The 22831-nt window shown below is 34.3% G+C and carries 19 protein-coding genes and 1 tRNA gene; 12 read left to right on the top strand and 8 right to left on the bottom strand.

Annotated features, from left to right (window positions below):
* Window positions 1-275 precede the first annotated feature (275 nt).
* The 3 genes from LC814_RS11380 to LC814_RS11370 all read left to right on the top strand — a co-directional run bounded on the left by LC814_RS11380 (window position 276) and on the right by LC814_RS11370 (window position 3044).
* Window positions 276-1673, top strand: coding sequence for a site-specific integrase (locus LC814_RS11380; RefSeq protein WP_226064044.1), 1398 nt, complete (start codon window positions 276-278; stop codon window positions 1671-1673).
* 321 nt (window positions 1674-1994) lie between these two features.
* Window positions 1995-2657 (top strand): hypothetical protein, encoded by a 663-nt coding sequence (locus LC814_RS11375; protein WP_226064043.1) that lies wholly within the window; start codon window positions 1995-1997, stop codon window positions 2655-2657.
* A gap of 111 nt (window positions 2658-2768) precedes the next feature.
* Entirely contained in the window at window positions 2769-3044 is a 276-nt protein-coding gene (locus LC814_RS11370; protein WP_226064042.1) for a helix-turn-helix domain-containing protein, read from the top strand.
* 183 nt (window positions 3045-3227) lie between these two features.
* On the opposite strand, the gene LC814_RS11365 is transcribed toward LC814_RS11370, so the two are convergent.
* Window positions 3228-3410, bottom strand: a complete 183-nt coding sequence (locus LC814_RS11365) for a hypothetical protein (protein ID WP_226064041.1) — start codon at window positions 3408-3410, stop codon at window positions 3228-3230.
* Between the two features lie 94 nt (window positions 3411-3504).
* Here LC814_RS11365 and LC814_RS11360 point away from each other — a divergent pair, with 94 nt between their 5' ends.
* The 4 genes from LC814_RS11360 to LC814_RS11345 all read left to right on the top strand — a co-directional run bounded on the left by LC814_RS11360 (window position 3505) and on the right by LC814_RS11345 (window position 6683).
* On the top strand, window positions 3505-4488 hold the full coding sequence (locus LC814_RS11360; protein ID WP_226064040.1) for a hypothetical protein: 984 nt from the start codon (window positions 3505-3507) through the stop codon (window positions 4486-4488).
* A 102-nt stretch (window positions 4489-4590) separates the two neighbouring features.
* Complete coding sequence (locus LC814_RS11355) at window positions 4591-5157, top strand: hypothetical protein (RefSeq protein WP_226064039.1); 567 nt, start codon at window positions 4591-4593, stop codon at window positions 5155-5157.
* Window positions 5158-5189: 32 nt separating this feature from the next.
* The gene (locus tag LC814_RS11350) at window positions 5190-5474 is read left to right on the top strand and encodes a hypothetical protein (RefSeq protein ID WP_226064038.1); all 285 of its coding nucleotides are present in this window, start codon (window positions 5190-5192) and stop codon (window positions 5472-5474) included.
* A gap of 393 nt (window positions 5475-5867) precedes the next feature.
* Window positions 5868-6683 carry a DNA-methyltransferase gene (locus LC814_RS11345; RefSeq protein ID WP_311135707.1) on the top strand — a complete coding sequence of 272 codons (816 nt, stop codon included), beginning with the start codon at window positions 5868-5870 and terminating at the stop codon, window positions 6681-6683.
* On the opposite strand, the gene LC814_RS11340 is transcribed toward LC814_RS11345, so the two are convergent.
* From LC814_RS11340 to LC814_RS11320, 5 genes are all read right to left on the bottom strand, one after another.
* Window positions 6680-7708, bottom strand: coding sequence for a hypothetical protein (locus LC814_RS11340; protein ID WP_226064037.1), 1029 nt, complete (start codon window positions 7706-7708; stop codon window positions 6680-6682). The two genes, LC814_RS11345 and LC814_RS11340, sit on opposite strands and share 4 nt — an antisense overlap.
* Window positions 7709-7942, bottom strand: a complete 234-nt coding sequence (locus tag LC814_RS11335; protein WP_226064036.1) for a helix-turn-helix domain-containing protein — start codon at window positions 7940-7942, stop codon at window positions 7709-7711.
* 326 nt (window positions 7943-8268) lie between these two features.
* Window positions 8269-8341: transfer RNA gene (locus tag LC814_RS11330), tRNA-Phe, on the bottom strand.
* Between the two features lie 85 nt (window positions 8342-8426).
* Window positions 8427-10265: a bifunctional lysophospholipid acyltransferase family protein/GNAT family N-acetyltransferase gene (locus tag LC814_RS11325; RefSeq protein ID WP_226064035.1), complete on the bottom strand. Its 1839-nt coding sequence runs from the start codon at window positions 10263-10265 to the stop codon at window positions 8427-8429.
* A 6-nt stretch (window positions 10266-10271) separates the two neighbouring features.
* Window positions 10272-11510, bottom strand: a complete 1239-nt coding sequence (locus LC814_RS11320) for an aspartate kinase (RefSeq protein ID WP_226064034.1) — start codon at window positions 11508-11510, stop codon at window positions 10272-10274.
* Window positions 11511-11741: 231 nt separating this feature from the next.
* Between LC814_RS11320 and fbp the strand changes: the two genes are divergently transcribed.
* On the top strand, window positions 11742-12758 hold the full coding sequence (gene fbp, locus LC814_RS11315; RefSeq protein WP_226064033.1) for a class 1 fructose-bisphosphatase: 1017 nt from the start codon (window positions 11742-11744) through the stop codon (window positions 12756-12758).
* Window positions 12759-12803: 45 nt separating this feature from the next.
* A complete protein-coding gene (menC, locus tag LC814_RS11310; protein ID WP_226064032.1) occupies window positions 12804-13808 on the top strand; it encodes an o-succinylbenzoate synthase in 1005 nt (334 codons plus the stop codon).
* 15 nt (window positions 13809-13823) lie between these two features.
* Here the strand turns inward: menC and LC814_RS11305 are convergent, their stop codons facing one another.
* Together LC814_RS11305 and LC814_RS11300 are read right to left on the bottom strand one after the other, a co-directional pair.
* Window positions 13824-14786: a YpdA family putative bacillithiol disulfide reductase gene (locus tag LC814_RS11305; RefSeq protein ID WP_226064031.1), complete on the bottom strand. Its 963-nt coding sequence runs from the start codon at window positions 14784-14786 to the stop codon at window positions 13824-13826.
* A 78-nt stretch (window positions 14787-14864) separates the two neighbouring features.
* Window positions 14865-19103: an FIDD domain-containing protein gene (locus LC814_RS11300; RefSeq protein WP_226064030.1), complete on the bottom strand. Its 4239-nt coding sequence runs from the start codon at window positions 19101-19103 to the stop codon at window positions 14865-14867.
* A 328-nt stretch (window positions 19104-19431) separates the two neighbouring features.
* Between LC814_RS11300 and LC814_RS11295 the strand changes: the two genes are divergently transcribed.
* The 3 genes from LC814_RS11295 (at window position 19432) to LC814_RS11285 (ending at window position 22786) form a co-directional block, all read left to right on the top strand.
* Entirely contained in the window at window positions 19432-21105 is a 1674-nt protein-coding gene (locus LC814_RS11295) for a glutamine--tRNA ligase/YqeY domain fusion protein (protein ID WP_226065819.1), read from the top strand.
* Window positions 21106-21295: 190 nt separating this feature from the next.
* Window positions 21296-22468: a thioredoxin family protein gene (locus LC814_RS11290; protein ID WP_226064029.1), complete on the top strand. Its 1173-nt coding sequence runs from the start codon at window positions 21296-21298 to the stop codon at window positions 22466-22468.
* Window positions 22469-22582: 114 nt separating this feature from the next.
* Window positions 22583-22786 carry a hypothetical protein gene (locus tag LC814_RS11285; protein ID WP_226064028.1) on the top strand — a complete coding sequence of 68 codons (204 nt, stop codon included), beginning with the start codon at window positions 22583-22585 and terminating at the stop codon, window positions 22784-22786.
* Window positions 22787-22831 lie beyond the last annotated feature (45 nt).

The raw sequence follows: 22831 nt of genomic DNA, 5'->3' as shown, positions 1-22831 counted from the left end.
TCTGAAGAAGTTCTGATAAATCAGAATAGAACACAAAAAACCCCTAATAAAGGGGTTTTTAAGTTTCTCTAAGAAATATTATTCTTATTAATTGTGGTCTCTCCAGAAGTCGAACCCAACTAATAATTATTAATGTATCTTAATGCGAAAGCCGTTATTATCATAATAATTAAGCAAAATAGTAATTAATATAATTAAGCAATATTAAACAGTATTAAAAAAATGTGGGAGTTTGGTGGGAGTTTTTTATTATATTTGTATTATATACGACGAAAATGAAAATTAAATTCTTTCTTTACGATACTGAAAACGACTTAAAAAAAATATTTGTTAGACTGCGGGATGGACGCAGATTTGACAAGGTAGCTTGGACTGAAAAACAGACTTTAAAAAAACTTTGGAATCCCAACAAGGAAGAAATTAGAGATAAAACTATAATTCAAAATAACGGTGACAATGTTACCCAAACAATAAACGATAGTAGAGAGCAAACAAATAGCTTTCTTGCCGACTTGAGAACATACCTTACTGCACGTTATAACGATGATTTCCCCAAATCACTAACCCTTGATAAAAACTGGTTGAGGGAGCAGATAAAGGCATATTCTAATCGTGTCGACTTTACCGAATCTACTTCTTCCAAATATTATCTTACGGAATGGATTCAAGCATATTTATCTGAAAAAAAGAACCTCATCAATTCTAAAACTGGTAAACCTCTTTCTCAACAAACAATTAAAAGTTACAAGAGTAATTTGGCGAAACTCAAAAAGTTTGAATCATATCAAAAAAAACATTACAGATTTGAAGAATTAACTCATAACGATTTCTACAAAGATTTTATTCATTGGTGTAGGAACTGTGAAAATCTCAACGATAATACCACTGGCAAAGCAGTGACAATTCTTAAAACGTTCTTTGGATTAATTAAAGACGAAGATTTGCCAATATGTTTAGATTTTGAAAAGAAAAACAAATTTGTGGGAGTTTCAGAAAGCACTTCAGATATTTATCTAAATGAGGATGAAATTAATAAAATCTTCAATTTAGATTTATCTAATAATTTACGTTTGGATAATGTTCGAGATAGATTTATTATAGGACTTTGGACGGGATTGAGGATAAGTGACTTCAAGCGATTGGATACAGAAAACATAAAAAAGGGAGTAATCACAATCGAAACACAGAAAACTAAAAAAAAAGTTTCTATAGGTATTCATCCTCAGTTAAAAGCTGTTTTGGACAAAAGAGACGGTGAGTTCCCACCCGAAATTAGTGACCAGAAATTCAATGAATATGTAAAAGAAGTAGTTGAACTTGCACAGATTACTAATAAAGTTACGGCATCAAAAATGGTTAAGTTGTCAGATAAAAATGGAAATATATTAAAAGATGAAAAAGGAAATAATATATTTCGGAAAGTCAAAGGCATTTATCCAAAATATGAAGTAGTATCAAGTCATACTTGTCGCAGGTCATTCTGCACTAATCTTTATAAGTCTAAAAAACTTCCACTATCAATACTAATGAGTTTGTCAGGACATTCATCTGAAACTCAATTTATTGAATACATTAAAATTTCCACAGAAGAAAATGCTGCACTAATGAATGACTATTTTAATCATAATCTGTCTGGAGACAATTTAATAGCACCATTACAAATAGCAAACTAACTAATAATACCAAAAGTATGACGAAACCATTCAAATATTTTCAAAATATTATAGAGGGAAAAATGAAGTTCTAAAACATTTCAACAAGACACTACAATTCTTTTGGAATCACGAAAGGTCTTATTACACAATAGTAATGTCAAATGAAACTGTCCCGACCAAGGAAGATATTAATGCGTGGCTTGGTAATTTGATTGAAAATTATTTACAAATAAATGTTAAGCGGTTACGAAAAGAAGGGATAAGAAAAGAAGAGTGCATTATTTTCCAGAAAGCGATATAAGACTGGAGAATATTAACCTTATCTAAAAATAATCACATATGAAAAATAGCGACAAAAATCTTATAAATTATTACACTCTATGGGATTTACTATCTGTGCAGGACGAACCTGAAAAAGTGATTCTTTGGTTCGATTGCGATGGTAAATCGACTGAAATAAATGATGAAGTTACTGATACTAAAGAAGAATTTATTCCTCGAAAAAGAAACGCTGAAACGAGAGAAGACTTTGACCAAATTTTGAAACGAGAAGCCAATAAGTTTTCTGTAAGCGTAGAAGAGTACGCACCTGTCTTAATAGGAAAATTAAATACACTTTTTGATGAAGCAAAAGTTACGGTTGGAATTATAAAGTTGGATTCTCTATATATAGTACTTAATCGTTTTATAAAGCACTTATCAAATCAAAAGAAAGAACAAACATTCAACTCCCATATTTTTGATAGCAAAAAAGGTCAAAATATTTTTTCAAATTGGTATGAAATAAACAAAGACAATATTAAAAAAGTAGACTTTGATTTTATCTATTGGGCATTAAAGAAAGACTCACTTCTGAGAGATGGAACGACCGCATCCACATTTAGTGATTGGCTTCCAAATTGGGATTCAAAATTAGTATTTGGTAGAATACAGTCAGAAGCAAAATCTATTACTAAAAAGCGACAAAGAACATACGAAACGATAAAAATGACTTTAAAATAATTTGAAAAACAACAACTCTTTATTTTCTTGCCCCTTAATTGGGGCATTTTTGGCTCTTATAGGGGGCAGTTAGAAACTAATATTTGCAGATTAATATTAACAAATTAAGCTATGCAACCAATCACTTTTGAAAATCTACCAGCCGCTATTAACGGTTTAATCAAGGAAGTCCGAGAATTAAAATTTATAATTCAGCAATCAAAACCAAAAGAACCAGAAGAGTTATTAACAAGAAGAGAAGCTTGTGAATTATTGTCTGTCACAGACGTCACAATTTGGGCGTGGGCGAAACAAGGAAAACTTAAGACATATAAAATTGGTAACAAAGTAATGCTAAAGCGTTCAGAAATTTTAGAGGTTATCACCAAAAGCATAACTAAAAAGTAAGAGTTTAGTAAAGTTTAAGAATACCCAAAAGAAGACAAATCATCAAAGAAATTGAGCTAAAAAAAGTGCGAGTTTTTAGAATTTTTATGGTCGAAACGAGAGACGTGCAAACCTCAAATAAATGCATTCCAGTTAAGATTCAATTTTTAAAAATCTAACTACAGTACCTCAAAAAGGATTGGATTAAAAACCAAATCTTAACTGTGCAATATTCTTAATAATAGATTTACGGAATTGCTTGTGATGCTTCACGATGTAAGAAAGAAGGTCGGGATTATGTCGGGCAACGGTAACGACGTATTTGTCCAAATCCTTTCCAGTCAAATCCTTCACATCTCTATTAAATTCAAATAAGGCAATTTTCATTTGGTCATTCATAGTAGAGAAATAAAGAGGAATTAGAGGTAAATATGACGAAGAGAATACAATACTAAATTATCTAAAAACAAAGATAGAATAAATGATTGATTTCATAAAAGCATTAACAGAAAACCAGACCTACATTAATAGGCTGCTTTACTATGCTGAAAACAATCTACAAAAACATCGACCTCAAAATAATAATTACAACAGTTATTCTACTGGTTCTGGACGATTCCGTTTGGAATTTCGTAAGATTCATAAGAATGGAATTCATATCGGATTTAGAAATGTAGAAATATGTTTTAGTCCTCACTATCTATTTAATAATAATTTACATAATGGTAATGATTTTTCGCCTGTACAATGTATCAAAGTCATCACAGAAACATTCATTAAAATTGGTATTAGAGTAACTGAATTTAGGGACTTTAAGATAGTTAATTTAGAATATGGCTTAAACTTAAATACTGGCTTACAAATAGAAAACTTAATAAGCGGTATCCTCTATATAAAAAAAACACCATTCATAGTTCCTCATCATGCAATCGAATATTTTAAAATATCAAAATCAACAAAATATAAAGAAATTAAGGCTTATGCGAAAGGATTACAATTTGTAGAATTCCCACAATACAGAATTGATAGAAACATATTCCGCTTTGAAGTTAAAACCAAACAAAGTAAAAACATAAAAATGCTTGGAATTTTTACTGTAACTGATTTAACAAATTTGCATACTTACAATTACTTATTCCAGTCCCTTATTAATGAATGGCAAAATGTATTGATACTAAACATAAATCTTAAAGACACAGTGAATAACTGCGAATTTTGGAGTGGGATTATAAGTCATGAAAATAGAAATAAATTTAGAGATGAGCGGCAAAAATATTATAAAAATATAGATTTAAAGGATAATTATAACCACATAGTCAAATGTAAAATGATAGATAAAATTACCTCACTTACGAAAGATGCAAATTCCACACAGAAAACATTCATAGAAACTACAAATGAGGTTTTAGGTAAAAACTACTCGTTAATGATAAACTTGGAAAACGCATTTTTGCTAGATACATAATTAAAAGAACTCCTTAAAACATAAGCAGTAAAACTTCCAGAATTGAAAACTTATTAATACCTATTTAAGTTGATAAAAAAAAAGAAATCGATAACAATAATTATGAAAGCAACTACTAATCGAATTGAGATTCTACAAAAGATAAAACAAGAACAATACAACAAGAAATTAGATATGCTATTCTCTAAAATGCGTTTTCAACTTCTTTTCAGACTTCGAGAAGAAGGTCGAGAGTTCTGCAAAATGGTCGGCTATGATTACGAGCCAATTACACAGGAAGAGCTAAAAGAAGTTGAGTTTCTAAAATGGGAAGTAGGTCTAATTAAAAGTCACTCGTTATCCTCTGATGAGGTTAAAACAGTTGAAAGGTTGAACATCAAATATTTCTTAAAAATATTCTACGGAATTCTACCCTCAGAAAAACCGACCGACGAAGTAGCGAGGAAAATAGAAAAAACTTTGTGCGGGATTTCTCCAGAAACAATTTCAGAATTGCGCAAAAACATTTGGATAAAACCGACCAATCACCCAGAGTACAGAACTTATAGTTATGAGAATAGTTTTGCGATAAAGATAAAAGACCATTTGAAATGTGATGGCAAAAAACTAAATGGTTTTTTTTCTAAAAGAGCAATCGACGAAATCGAAAGGGCATTCCTTCCATGTTAATTTAACAATGTTCTAACATTAAACTAAATAGTATGTTTGAAAAAGGCAATAAATTGAGCAAAGGCAGACCTAAGGGCAGTAAGAACAAAACCACTATAGAAATACGAGACTATTTCACCGAATTTGTCGGAAACCGAATCGAAGACCTCGACCAAGCGTTTGACGATTTGGAAGCGAAAGAAAAATTTAAATTTCTCCTTGATATGGCAAAGTTTGTCGTCCCAACTTTGCGCTCTGTAGGTAGCACTATAGATGAACTTTCAGACGAACAATTTGAAAGAATTGTGAGGCAAATAAAATCTGAGCATAATATTTAAAAATAAAAAAGCACATTTCTTATTAATTACCATTAAGTTAAAATCTACAAATAGACAACCAATTGTTTATTTCATATTTTTAAAACTTAGCAAACAAGTCTGTTACTTTTTTAATATTAGGTGTTTTTGTTGAAATCTCTATCTATTATAAGCAATCACTGAAATTATCTAGGTATAATGATTACTATCTAAAAAAAATATTTTTAATTTGCTAACTTATAAAAAGTATAAAACATCGAACTAATTTAAATTATTTTTTTTACATTAATAGGCATAGTATATTGATATTTAACGTTAATGTCTATTATTCTCAAAATGTAATGGTTAGGTAATTTATAATTAAGTTAAATGCACTTATATTTGCATACTATTAATAGCAACAAATAAATTAAAATGAAGTTAGGAGAGTTAGAAATAAATAAAGTTTATTCTATGGATTGTGTTGAGGGTATGAGAAAAATTCCTGATAATTCAGTAGATTTAGTAGTGACTTCCCCCCCCTATGATAGCTTAAGAGATTATAACGGTTTTTCTTTTGACTTGCACTTAACTGGGACTGAAATTTATAGAGTTTTGAAAGACGGAGGTATAGCAGTAATGGTTATCCAAGACCAAACAAAAGATTTTGGTAAATCCTTAACTTCATTTAGAACTATTATTGACTGGTGCGATAACATCGGTTTCAAGCTTTTTGAGACAGTAATTTACAGGAAACATGGAACAGAAGGTGCTTGGTGGACAAAAAGATTTCGTGTTGACCATGAATACATGCCAATTTTTTTAAAAGGTAAGAGACCTCAATTCTTTGACAAAGAGCCAATAAAAATACCTTCTAAACACGGAGGCAAAATATTAACTGGAAGTGGAAATAGAAAAACGAATGGAGAGACGACTTCACTTGTAACAAGACCTATAAACTTAACAAAATGTCCTGGTACAGTTTGGGATTATTTAATGGCTGGGGATAAAAATCCTTTAAAACGTAAGCACCCCGCAGTATTTCCTGACAAAATTCCACTCGATTTCATACAGGTTTTTTGTCCTCTAGGAGGCATAGTGCTAGACCCATTTATGGGTTCAGGGTCGACAGCAGTTGCGGCACTCAAAACACAAAGAAATTTCATTGGTTTTGATATTTCCGAAGAATATGTTAAAATAAGTACTGACAGAATTAATATCGAAAAATCGCAGCCAAAACTCGATTTTTAAATAAGTTTGTCAGGATATTCCTTTGTAAATTCAACGTTATCTGACGAAGTCATAGCCCATGACAATGGATTTAAATCCATAAATTTCTTATGATTAACTTTTGTAATTGTCCAGTTTTCACCTTTAAAATCAGATTTTGTAAATTGCATTAGATTCATTTTTTCAAAATTCCAATTATTTTTATCAAATCTCCACTTAGTATGTTTTTCTAAAAGTTTTAAAAACTTGATACACTTGTCTCTCGTATCTTCTTCAAATTTATATAAATCCCCTTCTTTAATAAAATTTCGATGGCTACTATTTCTATTTGATATCACTAATTTATCACCTCGCTCTTTTTTTATTTTGCATGATATTTCATCTCTTTCTCTAAAGAAATTATCCATCTCTATCATTAATCGATAAGCTGTATAATCTTCTCCCATGAAAATATGTCTTAGTAGTTTGGACGTGGTCTGCACTCTTAAATATTTCCACCAGTTGAGAACATTTTCTGGATAAGAAAACATAACTTTATAGGTGCCATCTACGAATAATAAAGGAAATATAGCACTTTCGGCAACATCTATCTCAATTTCGCTTTCTAAGATACCTATCAGTAAGTGGATTGTTGATAAGGGATACTTTAACCTAAAACTATTTCTATCATACCCTCGCAATAAATTTGGCTGAATACAATTCTTAAATTTTTCATTCCAATCAGATGGTTTTGCAGAATTATAAATTGAAAGCATATGATGTCCCATACTCTTAATACCTTGTCTATATATTTCAATATCTAAGAAGCAAACATCATCATCGTAAGCAGATATTCCATCCTTTAGAACACAAACTTTACCATCGTAGAAACCTACAATTTCCCAATTTAAATAATGAGACATAAAAAGACCACATAATAATCCATCACTATCTGGACTTAAAATACATTTTTGATTTTTTTTGGCAATCCATGGATTGTCTATTAATATCTGCTTATAATCTATAAGGTCACCTTTACCCTCTAATAGTTCCTGTATTTTTGCCATTTAAAATAATTCTTTTATTTCTAAATTTAATGCGTTAGCAATTTTCTCAATATTAACCAGAGTTATATTTTTTTCTGCACGTTCAACCATTCCGATGTACGTTCGATGTACATCTGCCATGTGAGCCAGTTTCTCTTGAGAAAGATTTCTTGAAAGACGAATTTCTCTAACTTTTTCGCCAAATTTTATTGAAATACGTGATTTTGTTCGCAACTCATTATTCTTTATATTCAAAAATAACTTTAATATCAGGGCTTTACAACATACTATAGATAGCACATTTATATTGTAAATTATTCCAGATTAAAAATTATCATTTGACTTATTTAATATAGGGGACTAGTAATAAAAAAAAATTATGGGGGAAAAACTTACCGATTAGGTGGCAATATCATTTATCAATAGTTATTAATATTATCATTTTAGCTAATATGAATAAATTACAACCTTTGAATAAAAATTTTAAACTAATTGTGGGAGTTATGTGGAAGTTTATAATAAAAAAAAGACAAAAAAAAACGTAAAGTATTGAAACTGTACGTTTTATCTTTTAAAAAAAGTGGTCTCTCCAGGAATCGAACCAGGGACACATGGATTTTCAATCCATTGCTCTACCAACTGAGCTAAGAGACCTTTCGTTAATTGAGTGGTGCAAAAATAGCAACTTTATACTTACTACACAAATGATTTTCCTATATTTTTCTCTTAAAGGCTGAGATTATTGATTATCAGGAACATTATTTTCTTCCCGGCGGATTTGTTCACTCATTTCTTCCAGCACAGGCTTTATCGTACTGTCTGGCAATTCACTGATTCGAATGTACATTAAACCATCGATCGCATCATTGAAACTCGGATCTACATTAAAGGAAATCACTTTCGCATTTTGCTTGATGTATTTCTTAATGAGGACGGGCAGACGCATTTCCGGCTCCAGATCATCAATGATTTTATCCAATTTATTTAGGTCAGATTCAACCTCATCAAAAAAGAGGTGTTTGTCGCGCTCTTTTAAATGAACTTTAAATTCATGTTTCGGGTGAATATATTGTGCTACGGCAGAATCATAATAGTTTGAACGCATAAATTCAATCATCAGCGATTTTGAAAATTCCGAAAATTTATCGGAAATACTTACGCCACCCATGAGGAATTTATGATCCGGATTCCGCAAGCACACATGTACAATTCCACGCCACAAAAGAAAAAGTGGTAAAGGCTTTTGCTGATATTCCGTAGAGATATAGGCGCGGCCCATTTCAATTACTTTTCGGAAAAAGGGTTGAAGTTCAGGATCAAATTCAAAAAGTGAACTGGTATAAAAACCGTCCAAACCGTGTTTTTTCATGACTTCGGCACCCAAAGCCATGCGGTATGCACCAACTAATTTTCCGCCCGCACTGTCCCAAAGAAAAAGATGGTGATAATGCTCATCATATTCATCAAGATCGAAAGGGAGATTGCTGCCCTCGCCTATTTTACGAAAAGTAAGTTCTCGCTGTCGTCCAATTTCCCGCATTATAGAGGGAATATCAGCATATTGTGCAAAAAATATTTCATAATTGCCATTTCGAAAAAGCATTTTATCTGCTTTTTGAAGCGTCTCAATTTCTTTTAAAATATCCTCGCGCGGAGTTTCATCGATAATATTCTGCACGATATTTCCTTCTTTCTGGATGGGAAAGTTTAGTTTAAGATTAGGAATATTAAGCCGTTCTGCCAGTGATTTCCGTTTTTCGTAATAGGATTTCAGCATGTAGATTTTCTTTTGAAGAAACTCGCCCATTTCTTCCACAGAATCATGATCTAAAAGCATTTTTACAGAAACCGGTTTTCCAAAACGTATCCGAATTGGTTTTTCCCGTTTATTCATCATTTCAGACGGAAGTAAAAGCGTCTGCAAATCTGGATGAAGTTTCGCAACCTGATAAAAGAGGCGGCTGTTTTTCGCATGAAAATACATGGGAACTACAGGAACTTTCGCGATCTTAATTAATTTTAAGGATGGAAGCTCCCATTTTTTATCGCGGATTTCATTGAATTTATTATTCTTGTTGGACACTTCGCCCGCCGGAAAAATCCCTATACAACCTCCATTTTCCAAATGTTTCAACGTTTCCCGCATTCCCGTGGAACTGTTTCTCAGCTCTTTTCTGTTTTCAAAGGGATTTACCGAAATAACGTACGGTTTCATCGGTTCGATTTTCTCGAGGAGGAAATTGCCCATTATTTTGAAATCAGGACGAATCTCACTTAAAATTTTAGTCATCAAAATTCCATCGATTCCACCTAATGGATGATTGGAAACTAAAATAAAAGGCCCACTTTTGGGAATGCGAGCCAAATCTTCTTCGAAAACAATGTATTTCAAATCCCGATAACGCACAAAAGAATCGAAAAAATCTTTTCCTTTTTTATCTTTCAGAACGTCATACATCTTATTGACTTCATTAATTCTGGTAAGTCGCATCACCATCGACGCTGCCGGACTGCTCAAAATCCCCAGTTTGCTAAGACCTGAAGCTTTTATCAGATCATTTTTAGAAATAAGGCTCATAGGCAATTAATTAATGACAACCTGTATTATTTTCTGGGAAACCTGCTCCAGCAATACATTTTTGTTCTGGTAAAATTTAGTTGATTCCTCCAATTTAGCATTTCGAATCGTATAAAGTGACACGTTGCGAATCAGCTCAGTTTTGAAACCTGTTGTAAGATCTGTCAGGAGATGATCGATCAAACCATACATATCTTCCACGCAAAGATCCAGGGAAATTGCCGAATTCTGCATCAGCGAAATTTTTATTTTATGCTTTGCGAGTAAGGAAAATATTAGGCTTAAATGTTCCTCAGCGATGAAGGAAAAATCACGGGTGGCAATTCGCAGTAAATGCTGATTTTCTTTTAAAATAAAAGATTCCTGGTGATTTTTCTCCAAATTTGAGCCGACTTTCGTGCCTTTTTTTGTGGGTTCTAAAAATGATTTCACGAAAAAAGGAATATTTTTCTGCTTCAATGGCTGCAAGGTTTTCGGGTGAATAACCGAGGCGCCGTAATAAGCCATCTCAATAGCTTCTTCGTAAGAAATATTTTCAAGAAGTGACACATTTTGAAATTTTCTTGGATCTCCGGTCATTACGCCAGGCACGTCTTTCCAAATCGTCATGGCCTCCGCATTAAGGCAATAGGCAAAAATTGCCGCCGAATAATCAGATCCTTCGCGACCCAAAGTCACGGTAAAACTATTTTCATCCGAGCCGATAAAACCCTGAGTGACGTAACATTGATTAGGATTGAGACTACTTATCCGTTTTTCAGTTTCTTCCCAATTGATATTCGCTTCCCGATAATTAGTGTCTGTTTTAAGATATTCCCGCGCATCGCACCAAGAATTATTAAAACCAATTTCTTGCAGATAATTACTCAAAATAATAGAGGACACCATTTCTCCCGAACTTACGACCTGATCGTAAACAAAATTATAATGAGGCGATTTATTTCTTTGCAAGAAGGAGTTGGCTTCTTCAAAAAAATCACTGATTCTTTTAAAAACAGAATGATCAGGCGTGAAAAGCTCTTTTGCGATATTAAGATGATGTTGCTTTATTTCTTCAAGTTTGATTTGAAAATCTTGCTTTTCAAAATAAGTCTCTACTACTTTCTCCAAAGCATTTGTGGTCTTTCCCATTGCTGAAACTACCACAAGACATCCGTCGAATCCCTGAGTTTCGAGGACGACTGCTACATTTTTTATTCCTTCTGCATCTTTTACCGATGCGCCACCAAACTTAAACACTTTCATCCAAACACTTCGATTTCAATTGGTTACCATTAATTTTAAACAAACTGAAACCCGCAGAAATCAGCAGTCAAAATTATCAATTTCACGCGAATAAAAAAAACGGTCAAATTAGCATCTCTTTTTATGATTAAAACTTATTTTATTAAAGGATTTTGCAGGTAATTTGGCAAAACTTATACTGCAATATCGAAAGAATTTTCCGAAATTTGTGAAAACCCAAAAAGCAAAAAAATGTCAGATCAGTCGTTCCAAACTCTTGGTGAATTTATCATCGATAAACAAGAAGATTTCATGTACTCTACGGGGGAACTTTCTCGCCTGCTAAGTGCAATTCGTTTGGCCTCTAAAATGGTGAATCGCCAGGTAAATAAAGCTGGAATTGCCAATATTATCGGTAAAGCAGGAAATGATAATATTCAAGGTGAAGAACAACAGAAACTGGATGTTTTGGCCAATGAAATTTTTATCGAAGCGCTTTCTCAAAGAGAAGTCGTTTGCGGTATTGCTTCAGAAGAAAACGATGATTTCATTACCATTCCAGAAAGTCATAATGCGCACTTAAGCAAATATGTAGTATTGATTGATCCTTTGGATGGTTCTTCAAATATTGATGTAAATGTTTCTGTAGGAACTATTTTTTCTATTTACAGAAGGGTTTCTGAACCAGGAACACCTGTTGTTTTGGAAGATTTCTTACAAAAAGGAGTGAATCAAATTGCGGCTGGATATGTAGTTTACGGATCATCAACAATGATCGTTTTCACAACAGGAAACGGCGTAAATGGTTTTACACTCGATCCAAGTTTAGGAACATATTATCTTTCCCACCCAAACATGACGTTTTCCCGCACCGGAAAAATTTACTCTATAAATGAAGGAAATTATATTAAATTTCCACAAGGCGTGAAAAATTACATCAAATATTGCCAGCGCGAAGAGGAAGAACGTCCGTATACTTCAAGATATATCGGAAGTTTGGTTTCGGATTTCCACCGGAATATGATCAAAGGCGGCATTTATATTTATCCTTCCACCTCGCAGTCTCCGAATGGAAAACTTCGTCTGTTGTACGAATGTAATCCGATGGCTTTTATCGCAGAACAGGCGGGCGGAAAATGCACGAATGGTTTCGAAAGAATTATGGAAATTGAACCAACGGAATTGCACCAGCGCGTTCCTTTCTTCTGTGGAAGCTACGAAATGGTAGAAAAAGCGGAAGAATTTATGAGCGCTGCGGCCGAAAACTAAAAATATCACAACCTAACTTGGTCAGAGCGTGCTCTGACTTTTTTTATGAAAACAGCTACATTTAAACCCTATTCATTAAATTTCAAGCAAGCCAGCGGAACGTCTCGCGGTGTGCTTACTACGAAAGAGACTTTTTTCCTGGAAATTAGCGAAGACGATAAAAAAGGAATTGGGGAATGTGGAATTTTTCGCGGACTCAGCTATGAAGATATTCCTGAATATGAGGAAATGCTACAATGGCTGTGTGAAAACATTAATGAAAATAAGAAAGTCCTGCGAAAAGAACTTTTACATTTTCCATCGATTTGGTTTGGGTATGAGCAGGCGATGCTCAATTTGAAAAATGGAGAAGATATTTATTTTCCGAGTGATTTTTCTGAAGGATATGATTCCATAAAAATCAATGGTTTGATTTGGATGGGAGACGCAGATTTTATGAAACAGCAAATTGAGGAAAAACTTAAGGAAGGTTTCAACTGCATCAAACTGAAAATCGGCGTTGACTGGAAATCAGAAAAAGAAATTATTAAGGAATTGCGTAACAAATTTTCGAAAGATGAACTGGAATTAAGAGTTGACGCCAACGGTGGTTTTACTTTTGAAGAAGCGAAAACCGTTTTGAGAGCACTTTCAGATTTGGACGTTCATTCCATCGAACAACCGATCAAAGCAGGGCAGCATTCGGAAATGGCTGAACTTTGCAGAAATACGCCAATACCGATCGCGTTGGATGAAGAGTTGATTGGAGTTCTTAATTTCGATGATAAAAAGGATCTTTTAAACCAGATCAAACCGCAATACATTATTTTGAAACCTTCTTTAGTTGGCGGTTTTTCAGGTACGGATGAATGGATTTCATTCGCAGAAAGTTTAGGAATTGGATGGTGGATTACGTCGGCATTAGAAAGTAATGTAGGTCTGAATGCTATCGCACAATACACTTTTACAAAAAAGCCGAAAATTCCGCAGGGTTTAGGAACAGGCGGATTATTTACCAATAATTTAGAAACGCGGTTGGTGCTGCATGGTGATCAACTGATGATGCGATAATCTGAAAATGATGTTTTAATTCTTATTTAAAATATGATTCACAATTATTTCGGCATGAATTCTTGAGTTTTCTATAAACCACAGATGCGTGTCTTTGCCACCACAAACAACACCAGCAAGGTATAATCCTGGAACATTAGATTCCATTATAGCTTCGTTATACAAAGGTTTTAGACATTCTCCCTGAAGTTCGATTCCCGAATTTTTTAGAAATTCAAAATTGGGCAGATAACCTGTCATTGCTAAAACAAAATCGTTTTCAATTTCATGTAATTCTTGATTTTCATCTTTAAATAGAATAGTTCCGGGCGTGATTTCGACAACTTCTGCATTGAAATGAGCAGTAATACTTCCTTCGTTAATTCGGTTGATAATATCCGGTTTTACCCAATATTTTACACTTTTAGAAATTTCAGAATGTCTCACAATCATGGTAACTTCTGCTCCTTTTCTGTAGGTTTCTAAAGCGGCGTCAACGGCAGAATTACTGGAACCAATGACCGCAATTTTTTGATTCGCATAAGGATAAGGTTCAGAGTAATAATGTTTTACTTTCGGCAGATCTTCGCCTTTTACCTCCATTTTATTTGGAATATCATAAAATCCGGTCGCAATAATTACATTTTTTGCGTGATATTTATCTTTATTGGTTTCAATCAGAAAGCTTTCCGCTTGCCTGATTTTTAAAACCTCTTCGTACAAATTGATATTGATATTCCGTTGTCGCGCAATTCCCTGGTAATACTCCAACGCATCTCTCCTGCCGGGTTTTGGTGCCGTAGAAATAAAAGGAATATTGGCAATTTCCAATTTATCTGCGGTTGAAAAAAAGGTCATGTATAAAGGGTAATTGTAGAGTGAATTTACGATGGTGCCTTTTTCAATAATTAGATAAGAAAGACCAGCTTTTTCGGCCTGCAACGCACAATTTAAACCAATTGGTCCGCCACCAATTATTACAATATCGTATACTATCATTTTGCAAAGATATTGAACTGAAATTTCTTTCTGAGAATTACATGCTAAAAATTAAAAGGAACGAGAAGAAATACAGGTCTAATTTCTATTTTTTAGCAATACCCAACCGGTGTAGACTGTCCCATCTGGCAACGTGAGAACGTACCAATAAGAATCTGTAGCGACAACACGCGATAGCGTTTTACCGTCCCATTCCAGACGCGTAGAACTTTCCTCTTCATAAATTTTTTCCTGATACCTGTTGTAAACTTTTAGATTCAATTTTTCACCTTTAAAGAGAGTAAGTCCGTCGATGATCCAGGTGTCATTAATACCATCAGAATTCGGAGTAAATGCATTTTGCAGTTTCAGACCGCTTTTGGGATCTCCAATACATTCAGAACCTTGGAATTTCACATAAAAAGTATTTACACCGAATGGTAAATTATCAGCGTTAAATGTATTGCTGGGTTGAAAATTAATTCCATCGCTGGAATACAGAATTGGCTTGTCACCTGTTGCAGTTACCGTAAAAATTTTACCATTTAGTATCACACTGGTAATTACCGGAACGATGTAGGGTTTAACATTAAATTCAGTAGAGAATGTACAACCGTTGGCAGCGGTTACATTGATCTTGTAGAGACCAGCTGTTTTAACATTTAAAAGGTCAGCAGTTGTCGAAACAACCTGACCACTAGGATCGATCCATTCGTACTTCATAATATTATGACCGGAATAATCAGGTTTAATATTTGCTGGTTCTGCGAGACAGAAATATTGATCTTGAATTTTAAACATCGGGGTTTTCTTTAGACTAATATTAATTTCTACCTTTTCAGGACATAAACCAGTCGTACTCACTTTAACAAATACTTTTTTCGGCGTAGAAGTTTCAGTATAAATATAGCTTGCCGGTGAGGAAATTGGTTTTCCATTATTTAAATCAGCCAAGGTTTCATAATATTCAAAAGTTGCAACACCGCTAAAAATATTCTTTTCAAGCTGAGTTAGATCTATTGTTTCTGTTCCATCATTGCCAGCATCACAGATGTTTGTAATTGTAAATGGACCTTTATTCACTACTGCTTTATTGCCGTATTTAAATTTTACAGGAAGTGTATCAAAGCAGCCAGGTGCGTTTTCCACGCGAACCCAAATTCCGGTCAGCGAGGCTGGAAAGGTAAATGACTGAGGATTTGCAATTGGTATGCTGTTTAAATCTTTTGCTTCTGCCTGAGTTTTATGAAAGGTAAAAGTAAAATTCTTTACATCGTTTATATAAATAGTGTAATCCTGAGTTAAATCTACCTCAAAAACACCATCCAGATTATTGTCACATACCGCAATTTCTGCACTCACTTTTGCTTTTGGTGGAATAGCAGTCAGTAAATCGATGGGAGCTACAGAATAACACGATTCTGTAATCGACGTAAATCTTGCCCAAACCGTAGTTAATCCAGTTGCGCTTGTTAGGTATGTTGATGGGAGTTTTTTTGCTGGATTTCCGCTTTCTGCGTCAGCTTTTAATTTATAATAGGTAACTGTTAATTGACTCAATGAATAAGTATTGTCTGCGGGAATAAACAATTGCGTTATCGCCTCATCTAAATTAAATGATTCGTTAGCATCTTGATTGAAATCACATTTTTTTAACGGTTCAATCATTTTTGATTTTAATACGATAACCGGTTTGAAATTGATGTTTAAATTTAAAGTTGCCACCGAATAGCAACCACCTTTATTAGAAACTTTAACATAAACTATAGTACTTCCTTTCACTGAAAATAGGAACGGATTAGAGATAAATCCTGATAAAGAATTATCGGCAGCATTAAAGGTTGTATAGTATTTGAAACTATGACCAGCATCGGTAGAGATTTGGGATTCGAACTGAGTGATATCAAATTGCTCTTTACCATCATTATTGTTGTCACAAATAGTTCCGATACTCGGTGTTAAAGTAGAAACGATCACTGGCGTTGCGCCCAAGGTGATATTGATTTCCCTTACCTCGATTGAACAACTGGAAACCACTCTTACAAAAATTTTATTATCACCGGTCTTCACAAGATATGTAGTGAGAGCACCGGCATTACCTGTTGCTCGGGCTTCCGCTTCAGTCCCAAAGTACGTTACAGTAGCTTCTTGGGAACCGATAATCTGCCGATCTAGAGTTGCCAAGGTAACCGTTTCTTGTCCATCGAGATTAAAATCACAGACCACGGGATCAGCGTCGATTATAATATTTATAAGATTTAACTGCAGCGTCTTTACCGCATAACATCCCGTAGAATCTGTAAACCGTACGTAAAAAACTTTCGTAACAAAATTACTATTGATGGAAACATTTTGCACAGGACCAATAGGGTTCCTGTTCATTATTGCATCATCAGAATTTCCAAAATAATTGATCGTAATACTGCCAGAATTTTGCTTGAGCATTTGCGGACCATATTGATTTAAATCAACCGAAACAACAGATGGTGTTCCATTAAAGCATACCGATTCCGCGGCATTAACTGCCTCAACTTTATTAAAAGTAATGTCTAAATTCACGGTGGCGACACTAAAGCAAGTCTGACCGGGAATTCGTATACGAACAAAAATGGGATATTGTCCGTCGTGAATAGTTTTTAAATTAGAATCTATATCTGAATAGGCATCTGCTTCAACTTCAAAGAAACTCAAAATCGCTGTGGGATCGTGAGGTATTAATGGACCTAAATTCTTGAGAAAATCAAATGGTTCAACATAATCTCTTAGTTCATCGCATGTAGTAAAAGCTGGATAATTTATTGGAGCTGGAACAGCTGGCGCAGGTAAGAAATTAATTTTTATGGGTCCGAATACATAAGAGCAATTCGTGGCTTCGTATTTTACAAAGAATTCTGTCGTACTGGTTAAATTGGTTTTTGTAACTTCATTGGTATTGCTATCAGCCTCTGCTTTAGATAGAAAATAATGAAGCTTCCCGTTAATCGGTAACGTGAAAAGTTGCCCATCCAAGGTGGTTAAATCGAAATTATTTTCAATTCCGTCATTATTAGTATCACAGAGCGAAACGGTATTGGTAAGTAAACTCGTGGAAATAAGCGACAAATTTAAAACCGCAGTTTGAAAACAGTTTTGGTCAGATTTGTTTTCCGCCCGAACATACACCGGTACATTGTTAACAGTAAAAGCATCAGGTGTCAATATCGGATTAGTTTTATTTTTAGCGTCGTCGGGCGTCAAATAATAAGTGAAATTTAAATTCGCGGGATCTTGACTTGTAAGATTTTTTCTAAAATCATTTAAATTCACGACTTGAGAGGTACCTCCACAAAAAACGTTTGTAAAATCCTTTAAAACCGGGTAATCAGCCGCAAAGTTTACGGGAAAATCATCTTCTAATATTGAAGGTGCAGTGCCACAAATAGGATATTCAATTTTTACCGTGTATACCTCATTTTTATCGGGACACACTGATATCGTTTGGCCTCTTCCAATAATTTCTTTTGCTGCGTTAAACCAAGAATATTGTGGCGTAACCGCGGTACCTGCTGGCGTAAACCTATACGCTTCTCTTTGGGCACTCCAAACCCCAGTATTTCTATTCGCTGGTGAATAGCCTAAAGTTCCATCCCCATTAATAATTCCTAAAAGGGAATTTTTAAATTTTGCCTCCGGACAAGGAGCGGGTTTACTTTCTACAAAAATTTCTACAATATTAGAACCTTCAGACAATACAATTTGCGATGTTACAGCTGAACCGTCACAACCGACAATGGTTCCTTTATAAAAACTAACAATGAATTTTCGAGTAGGTGCTGTGCCCACAACGTTATAGTAAATTTCCGAATCGTCATTTTTAGAGAAAATTAAATCGCTGTAAACGCCGAAAATACTGTTTTGAGGTAGTGTTATACTGGGATTAGAATTGACAACATTTGGGTAATTCGGATTTCCGACCTGTGCATTATCAAAAGTAATTACACCATTACTGCCGACAACCACATCACTGTAACTGGTTCCAAAATAACAGAAATCAAACGGAATTGTAATTTTATTAATGAATGAATCATCAGCATCAGCGTTCAATTTCGTTCCGGCATTGAAAGCAGACGGTGGAGAATAAGTAACCGTAGAAACATTATAAGAAGTAGTTTCATATAAAGCAGGAACATCTACTACTTTTAAATCCAGACAGTTTCCATTTAACGGATATCCACAAGAAATTTCCGCTTTGTCTCTTCCAAGTACATCAATAATTTTCGGCTTGCTGTACTGCTGACCAGATAGATGAAAATTGAAAAGTAAAAAGGTGTATATTAAAAAAAATAATTTCTTCTGCATTTTGTACAGTTCTTTTTTTTGTTCGTTACCTTTTCAAAATTTGTGTTTTTTTGCAGGCTTTTCAGTCCTACATTTATTTTTTCGCTGGCAAATTACGTTTTTATTTTATAAATATATTTTACCTCGGTCGTATTTTCACCAAATAAAAATTTAAAAGTAACATCTCTATTTAAAGAGTAAAGTTATAAAATATTGATATTCAATGAAATTAAATAAATGATTAATTCGTAAAAAAATTATCATCTCGAATTTGTTAGTGTACAAAACCCCGCATTTACATCTTTTTCTTTTCCTCACTTTTGCCTAAATTTGCGGGATGAACAATCCCATGGAAGAAGATAAAAAACCCCTCAACTTTATTGAGCATATTATAGAAGAAGATTTAGCCAATGGTTTCCCGAAAGATAAATTGCGTTTTCGTTTCCCGCCAGAGCCCAATGGTTATCTGCACGTAGGTCACACCAAAGCGATTTGCATAAATTTTGGTTTGGGCGAAAAATATGGCGCGCCAGTAAATCTTCGTTTCGACGATACGAATCCGGAAAAAGAAGAACAGGAATTCGTTGATTCTATAAAAGCCGATATTGAATGGTTAGGTTTTAAATATGATCAGGAATTATATGCATCTGATTATTTTGACCAATTGTACGAGTGGGCGCTTCAGATGATTAAAGATGGGAAAGCGTATGTAGACGAGCAACCTTCAGAAATCATTACCGAACAACGGAAAAACCCTTTCGAAGAGGGAGTTGAGTCGCCTTTTAGAAATCGTTCGACTGAAGAAAGTTTGGCGCTTTTCGAAAAAATGAAAAGCGGAGAATTTGAGGAAGGTTCCATGTCACTTCGCGCAAAAATTGATATGACTTCTCCGAATATGAATATGCGTGATCCTGTCATGTACCGAATTTTAAAAAGACCGCACCACCGAACGGGCGACAAATGGAAAATTTACCCGATGTATGATTGGGCACATGGTGAATCTGATTATATTGAACAGATTTCACACTCTTTATGTTCTCTGGAATTTGAAAATCATCGTCCGTTATATGACTGGTATTTGGATCAGGTTTATGCCCAGGATACTGTCAGAAACAAACAACGTGAATTCGCGAGAATGAATGTTTCTTACATGATCACTTCCAAAAGAAAATTACAAAGACTCGTCGCTGAGAAGGCAGTTACAGGTTGGGATGATCCAAGAATGCCAACCATTTCTGGAATGCGAAGGTTAGGTTTTACGCCAAGTTCCATTAAAAATTTTATTGAAAGAGTCGGCGTTGCGAAAAGAGAAAATCTTATCGACATTCAGTTACTGGAATTTTTTGTAAGGGAAGATTTGAATAAAATTGCAACCCGCGTCATGGCAGTTGTTGATCCCGTAAAACTGATCATCACTAATTATCCGGAAAATGAAGAGGAATGGTTAGAAACTGAAAATAATCCTGAAGACGAAAATGCCGGAACACGAAAAGTTCCCTTTTCTAGAGAATTATATATTGAAAAAGAAGATTTTAAAGAAGAAGGCAATAAGAAATTTTTCCGTTTGAAATTAGGTGGCGAAGTTCGTCTGAAATCAGCCTATATTATCAAAGCAGATCGTGTAGATAAAGATGAAAATGGTGAAATCACAACTATTTATGCAACCTACGATGAGAAAAGTAAATCCGGAAGTGGGTCTGAAGAAAGTTTGAGAAAAGTAAAAGGTACGCTTCACTGGGTTTCGGCAAAACACGCGCTTCCAATCGAGGTGCGAATTTACGACCGCTTATTTACAACGATGCAACCCGATGCGGAAAAAGAAATGGATTTCATGCAGTTTATCAATCCAGAAAGTTTAACAGTCGTTGATGGATTTGCAGAACCAAGCTTAGAAAATGCAGAAATCGGCCATCCGTATCAGTTCCAAAGAATTGGTTACTTTACGAAAGACCGGGATTCAACGGCAGAAAAGCTCGTGTTTAACCGAACGGTTACTTTGAAAGATGGTTATAAACCTGAATAATAAAATTGTACAAATCAATTCCTTTTCTATTTTGTAGAAAAGGAATTTTTTTTGAAGAATATCAATGTTGTATTCTCTATTTTAACAAAAGCCTTAAAACTGAATCAAAAAACGGCCGCCAATTTTGGTTTTATTTGATAATAAAAAAGGCCTTTTAATTTTTAATTACCTTTGCACTGAATTTTACGACATGAAAAAAATACTTTCCACCCTCTTTCTATTGGTCTATCTCGTTTCTTTTTCTCAAGAAACAATAAATTTTGAAACCACCTCTTTTAAAGAAATTTTAGCGAAAGCAAAAAAAGAAAAAAAACTGGTCTTTATGGATGCTTACGCTTCCTGGTGCGGACCATGTAAACTGATGGAGAAAAATATTTTCACACTTCCTGCCGTGAAGGCCTATTATGATGCCAATTTCATCAACGCTCGTTTTGACATGGAAAAAGGGGAAGGTCGTGATATTGCTGCCAAATACGGCGTTCGCTCCTATCCATCTTTTCTTTTCATTAATGGTGACGGGGAATTAATCATGCAAAACTACGGTTACATGGGCGAAGCAGATTTTTTGATGATTGGAAAAGAAGCGAATGATCCAAAATTGACAGACAGCGCAATGAACGATCTATTTCAGAAGGGAGAAAGCGATCCGGGGTTTTTACTAAATATGATGAAACGATATTCGCAAAGTGATTACGAACTGGCGAAAAAAGCTTCTGAAAGATATTTTAAAAATAAAAAAAATGATGAATTTACCCGCGAGGACGTTGGTATGCTTCTCTATTTTTTAAAGTCACCAAGTGATGTAAATTACCAGATTTTTAAAGATAAAAAAGAGAATATTTCAAAAGTGATGTCTGAAGATATTTACAATCAGTTTGATTCAAATATCAAGATATCCAAGGTGATGGAAAATTCTCTGAATCAGAAAACCGGTATTATTGACGATGTTTATTTTTATAAAAATGCCATTCCGATTATTGGACAAAAAGAAGCGGAAACTGCCCTCTCCAGAATGAAAGTCATCTACTACGAAAACGTCGGAAATTTTCCAGAGTATGAAAAAGCAGCTTTGGCTTATTATAAAAACTCCAACGATTTCGACGCTCAAGAATTATTGAAAGCAGCGTGGTTGTTCAGTGAACATGTTGAAAATAAAGATGCACTAAAAAAAGCACAGGAATGGGCTGAGAAAGGAGTTATGAATTCAGAGAGTGCGGAAAGTACCTATATTCTGGCTAAACTTTACGCGAAATCTGGTAGAAAATCAGATGCAAAAACCTACGCAGAACTGGCAAAAAGTCTGGCGCAAAAAGAAGGCAAAGATATTACGATGGCTTCTGAACTCTTGGAAAGTTTAAAATAAAATTTAATATTTTTATTCCAAAATTATTTGGTAAAAAATTTTCTACCTCCGATTAATTTCTCCACAGAATAAATTCTACTTTAAATTTCGGACCGATCTTCATAAAAATTATCTATGAATATAAAAAGTACAAAATTTGCGGTCATTGCTGCAATCACTTTCATTATCTTATTTCTCTTTAATTATATCGGAAACACTCAACCTGATAAAATAGAACGCGCGCTAATGACCGCACTTGCTGGCGTTATCGGCTTAACCATAGGAATGTGGTTTGTATACAGGAATTCTAAAGATGACACGCACCACGATTTTGATTAATTTTTAAAACAAAATATTTCGCTGTTTTCCCGCCCAATTTTGTGG

The organism is Kaistella polysaccharea (assembly GCF_020410745.1).
GTDB classification, from domain to species: domain Bacteria; phylum Bacteroidota; class Bacteroidia; order Flavobacteriales; family Weeksellaceae; genus Kaistella; species Kaistella polysaccharea.
The sequence above is the reverse complement of the archived record's forward strand: the minus strand, read 5'-3'. Positions and strand labels throughout refer to the sequence as shown.

Bases quoted from the DNA above. Each gene is read 5' to 3' on its own strand.
- LC814_RS11380 (WP_226064044.1), top strand. From the start codon at position 276: ATGAAAATTAAATTCTTTCTTTACGATACTGAAAACGACTTAAAAAAA.
- LC814_RS11375 (WP_226064043.1), top strand. From the start codon at position 1,995: ATGAAAAATAGCGACAAAAATCTTATAAATTATTACACTCTATGGGAT.
- LC814_RS11370 (WP_226064042.1), top strand. From the start codon at position 2,769: ATGCAACCAATCACTTTTGAAAATCTACCAGCCGCTATTAACGGTTTA.
- LC814_RS11365 (WP_226064041.1), bottom strand. From the start codon at position 3,410: ATGAAAATTGCCTTATTTGAATTTAATAGAGATGTGAAGGATTTGACT.
- LC814_RS11360 (WP_226064040.1), top strand. From the start codon at position 3,505: ATGATTGATTTCATAAAAGCATTAACAGAAAACCAGACCTACATTAAT.
- LC814_RS11355 (WP_226064039.1), top strand. From the start codon at position 4,591: ATGAAAGCAACTACTAATCGAATTGAGATTCTACAAAAGATAAAACAA.
- LC814_RS11350 (WP_226064038.1), top strand. From the start codon at position 5,190: ATGTTTGAAAAAGGCAATAAATTGAGCAAAGGCAGACCTAAGGGCAGT.
- LC814_RS11345 (WP_311135707.1), top strand. From the start codon at position 5,868: ATGAAGTTAGGAGAGTTAGAAATAAATAAAGTTTATTCTATGGATTGT.
- LC814_RS11340 (WP_226064037.1), bottom strand. From the start codon at position 7,708: ATGGCAAAAATACAGGAACTATTAGAGGGTAAAGGTGACCTTATAGAT.
- LC814_RS11325 (WP_226064035.1), bottom strand. From the start codon at position 10,265: ATGAGCCTTATTTCTAAAAATGATCTGATAAAAGCTTCAGGTCTTAGC.
- LC814_RS11320 (WP_226064034.1), bottom strand. From the start codon at position 11,510: ATGAAAGTGTTTAAGTTTGGTGGCGCATCGGTAAAAGATGCAGAAGGA.
- fbp (WP_226064033.1), top strand. From the start codon at position 11,742: ATGTCAGATCAGTCGTTCCAAACTCTTGGTGAATTTATCATCGATAAA.
- menC (WP_226064032.1), top strand. From the start codon at position 12,804: ATGAAAACAGCTACATTTAAACCCTATTCATTAAATTTCAAGCAAGCC.
- LC814_RS11305 (WP_226064031.1), bottom strand. From the start codon at position 14,786: ATGATAGTATACGATATTGTAATAATTGGTGGCGGACCAATTGGTTTA.
- LC814_RS11300 (WP_226064030.1), bottom strand. From the start codon at position 19,103: ATGCAGAAGAAATTATTTTTTTTAATATACACCTTTTTACTTTTCAAT.
- LC814_RS11295 (WP_226065819.1), top strand. From the start codon at position 19,432: ATGGAAGAAGATAAAAAACCCCTCAACTTTATTGAGCATATTATAGAA.
- LC814_RS11290 (WP_226064029.1), top strand. From the start codon at position 21,296: ATGAAAAAAATACTTTCCACCCTCTTTCTATTGGTCTATCTCGTTTCT.
- LC814_RS11285 (WP_226064028.1), top strand. From the start codon at position 22,583: ATGAATATAAAAAGTACAAAATTTGCGGTCATTGCTGCAATCACTTTC.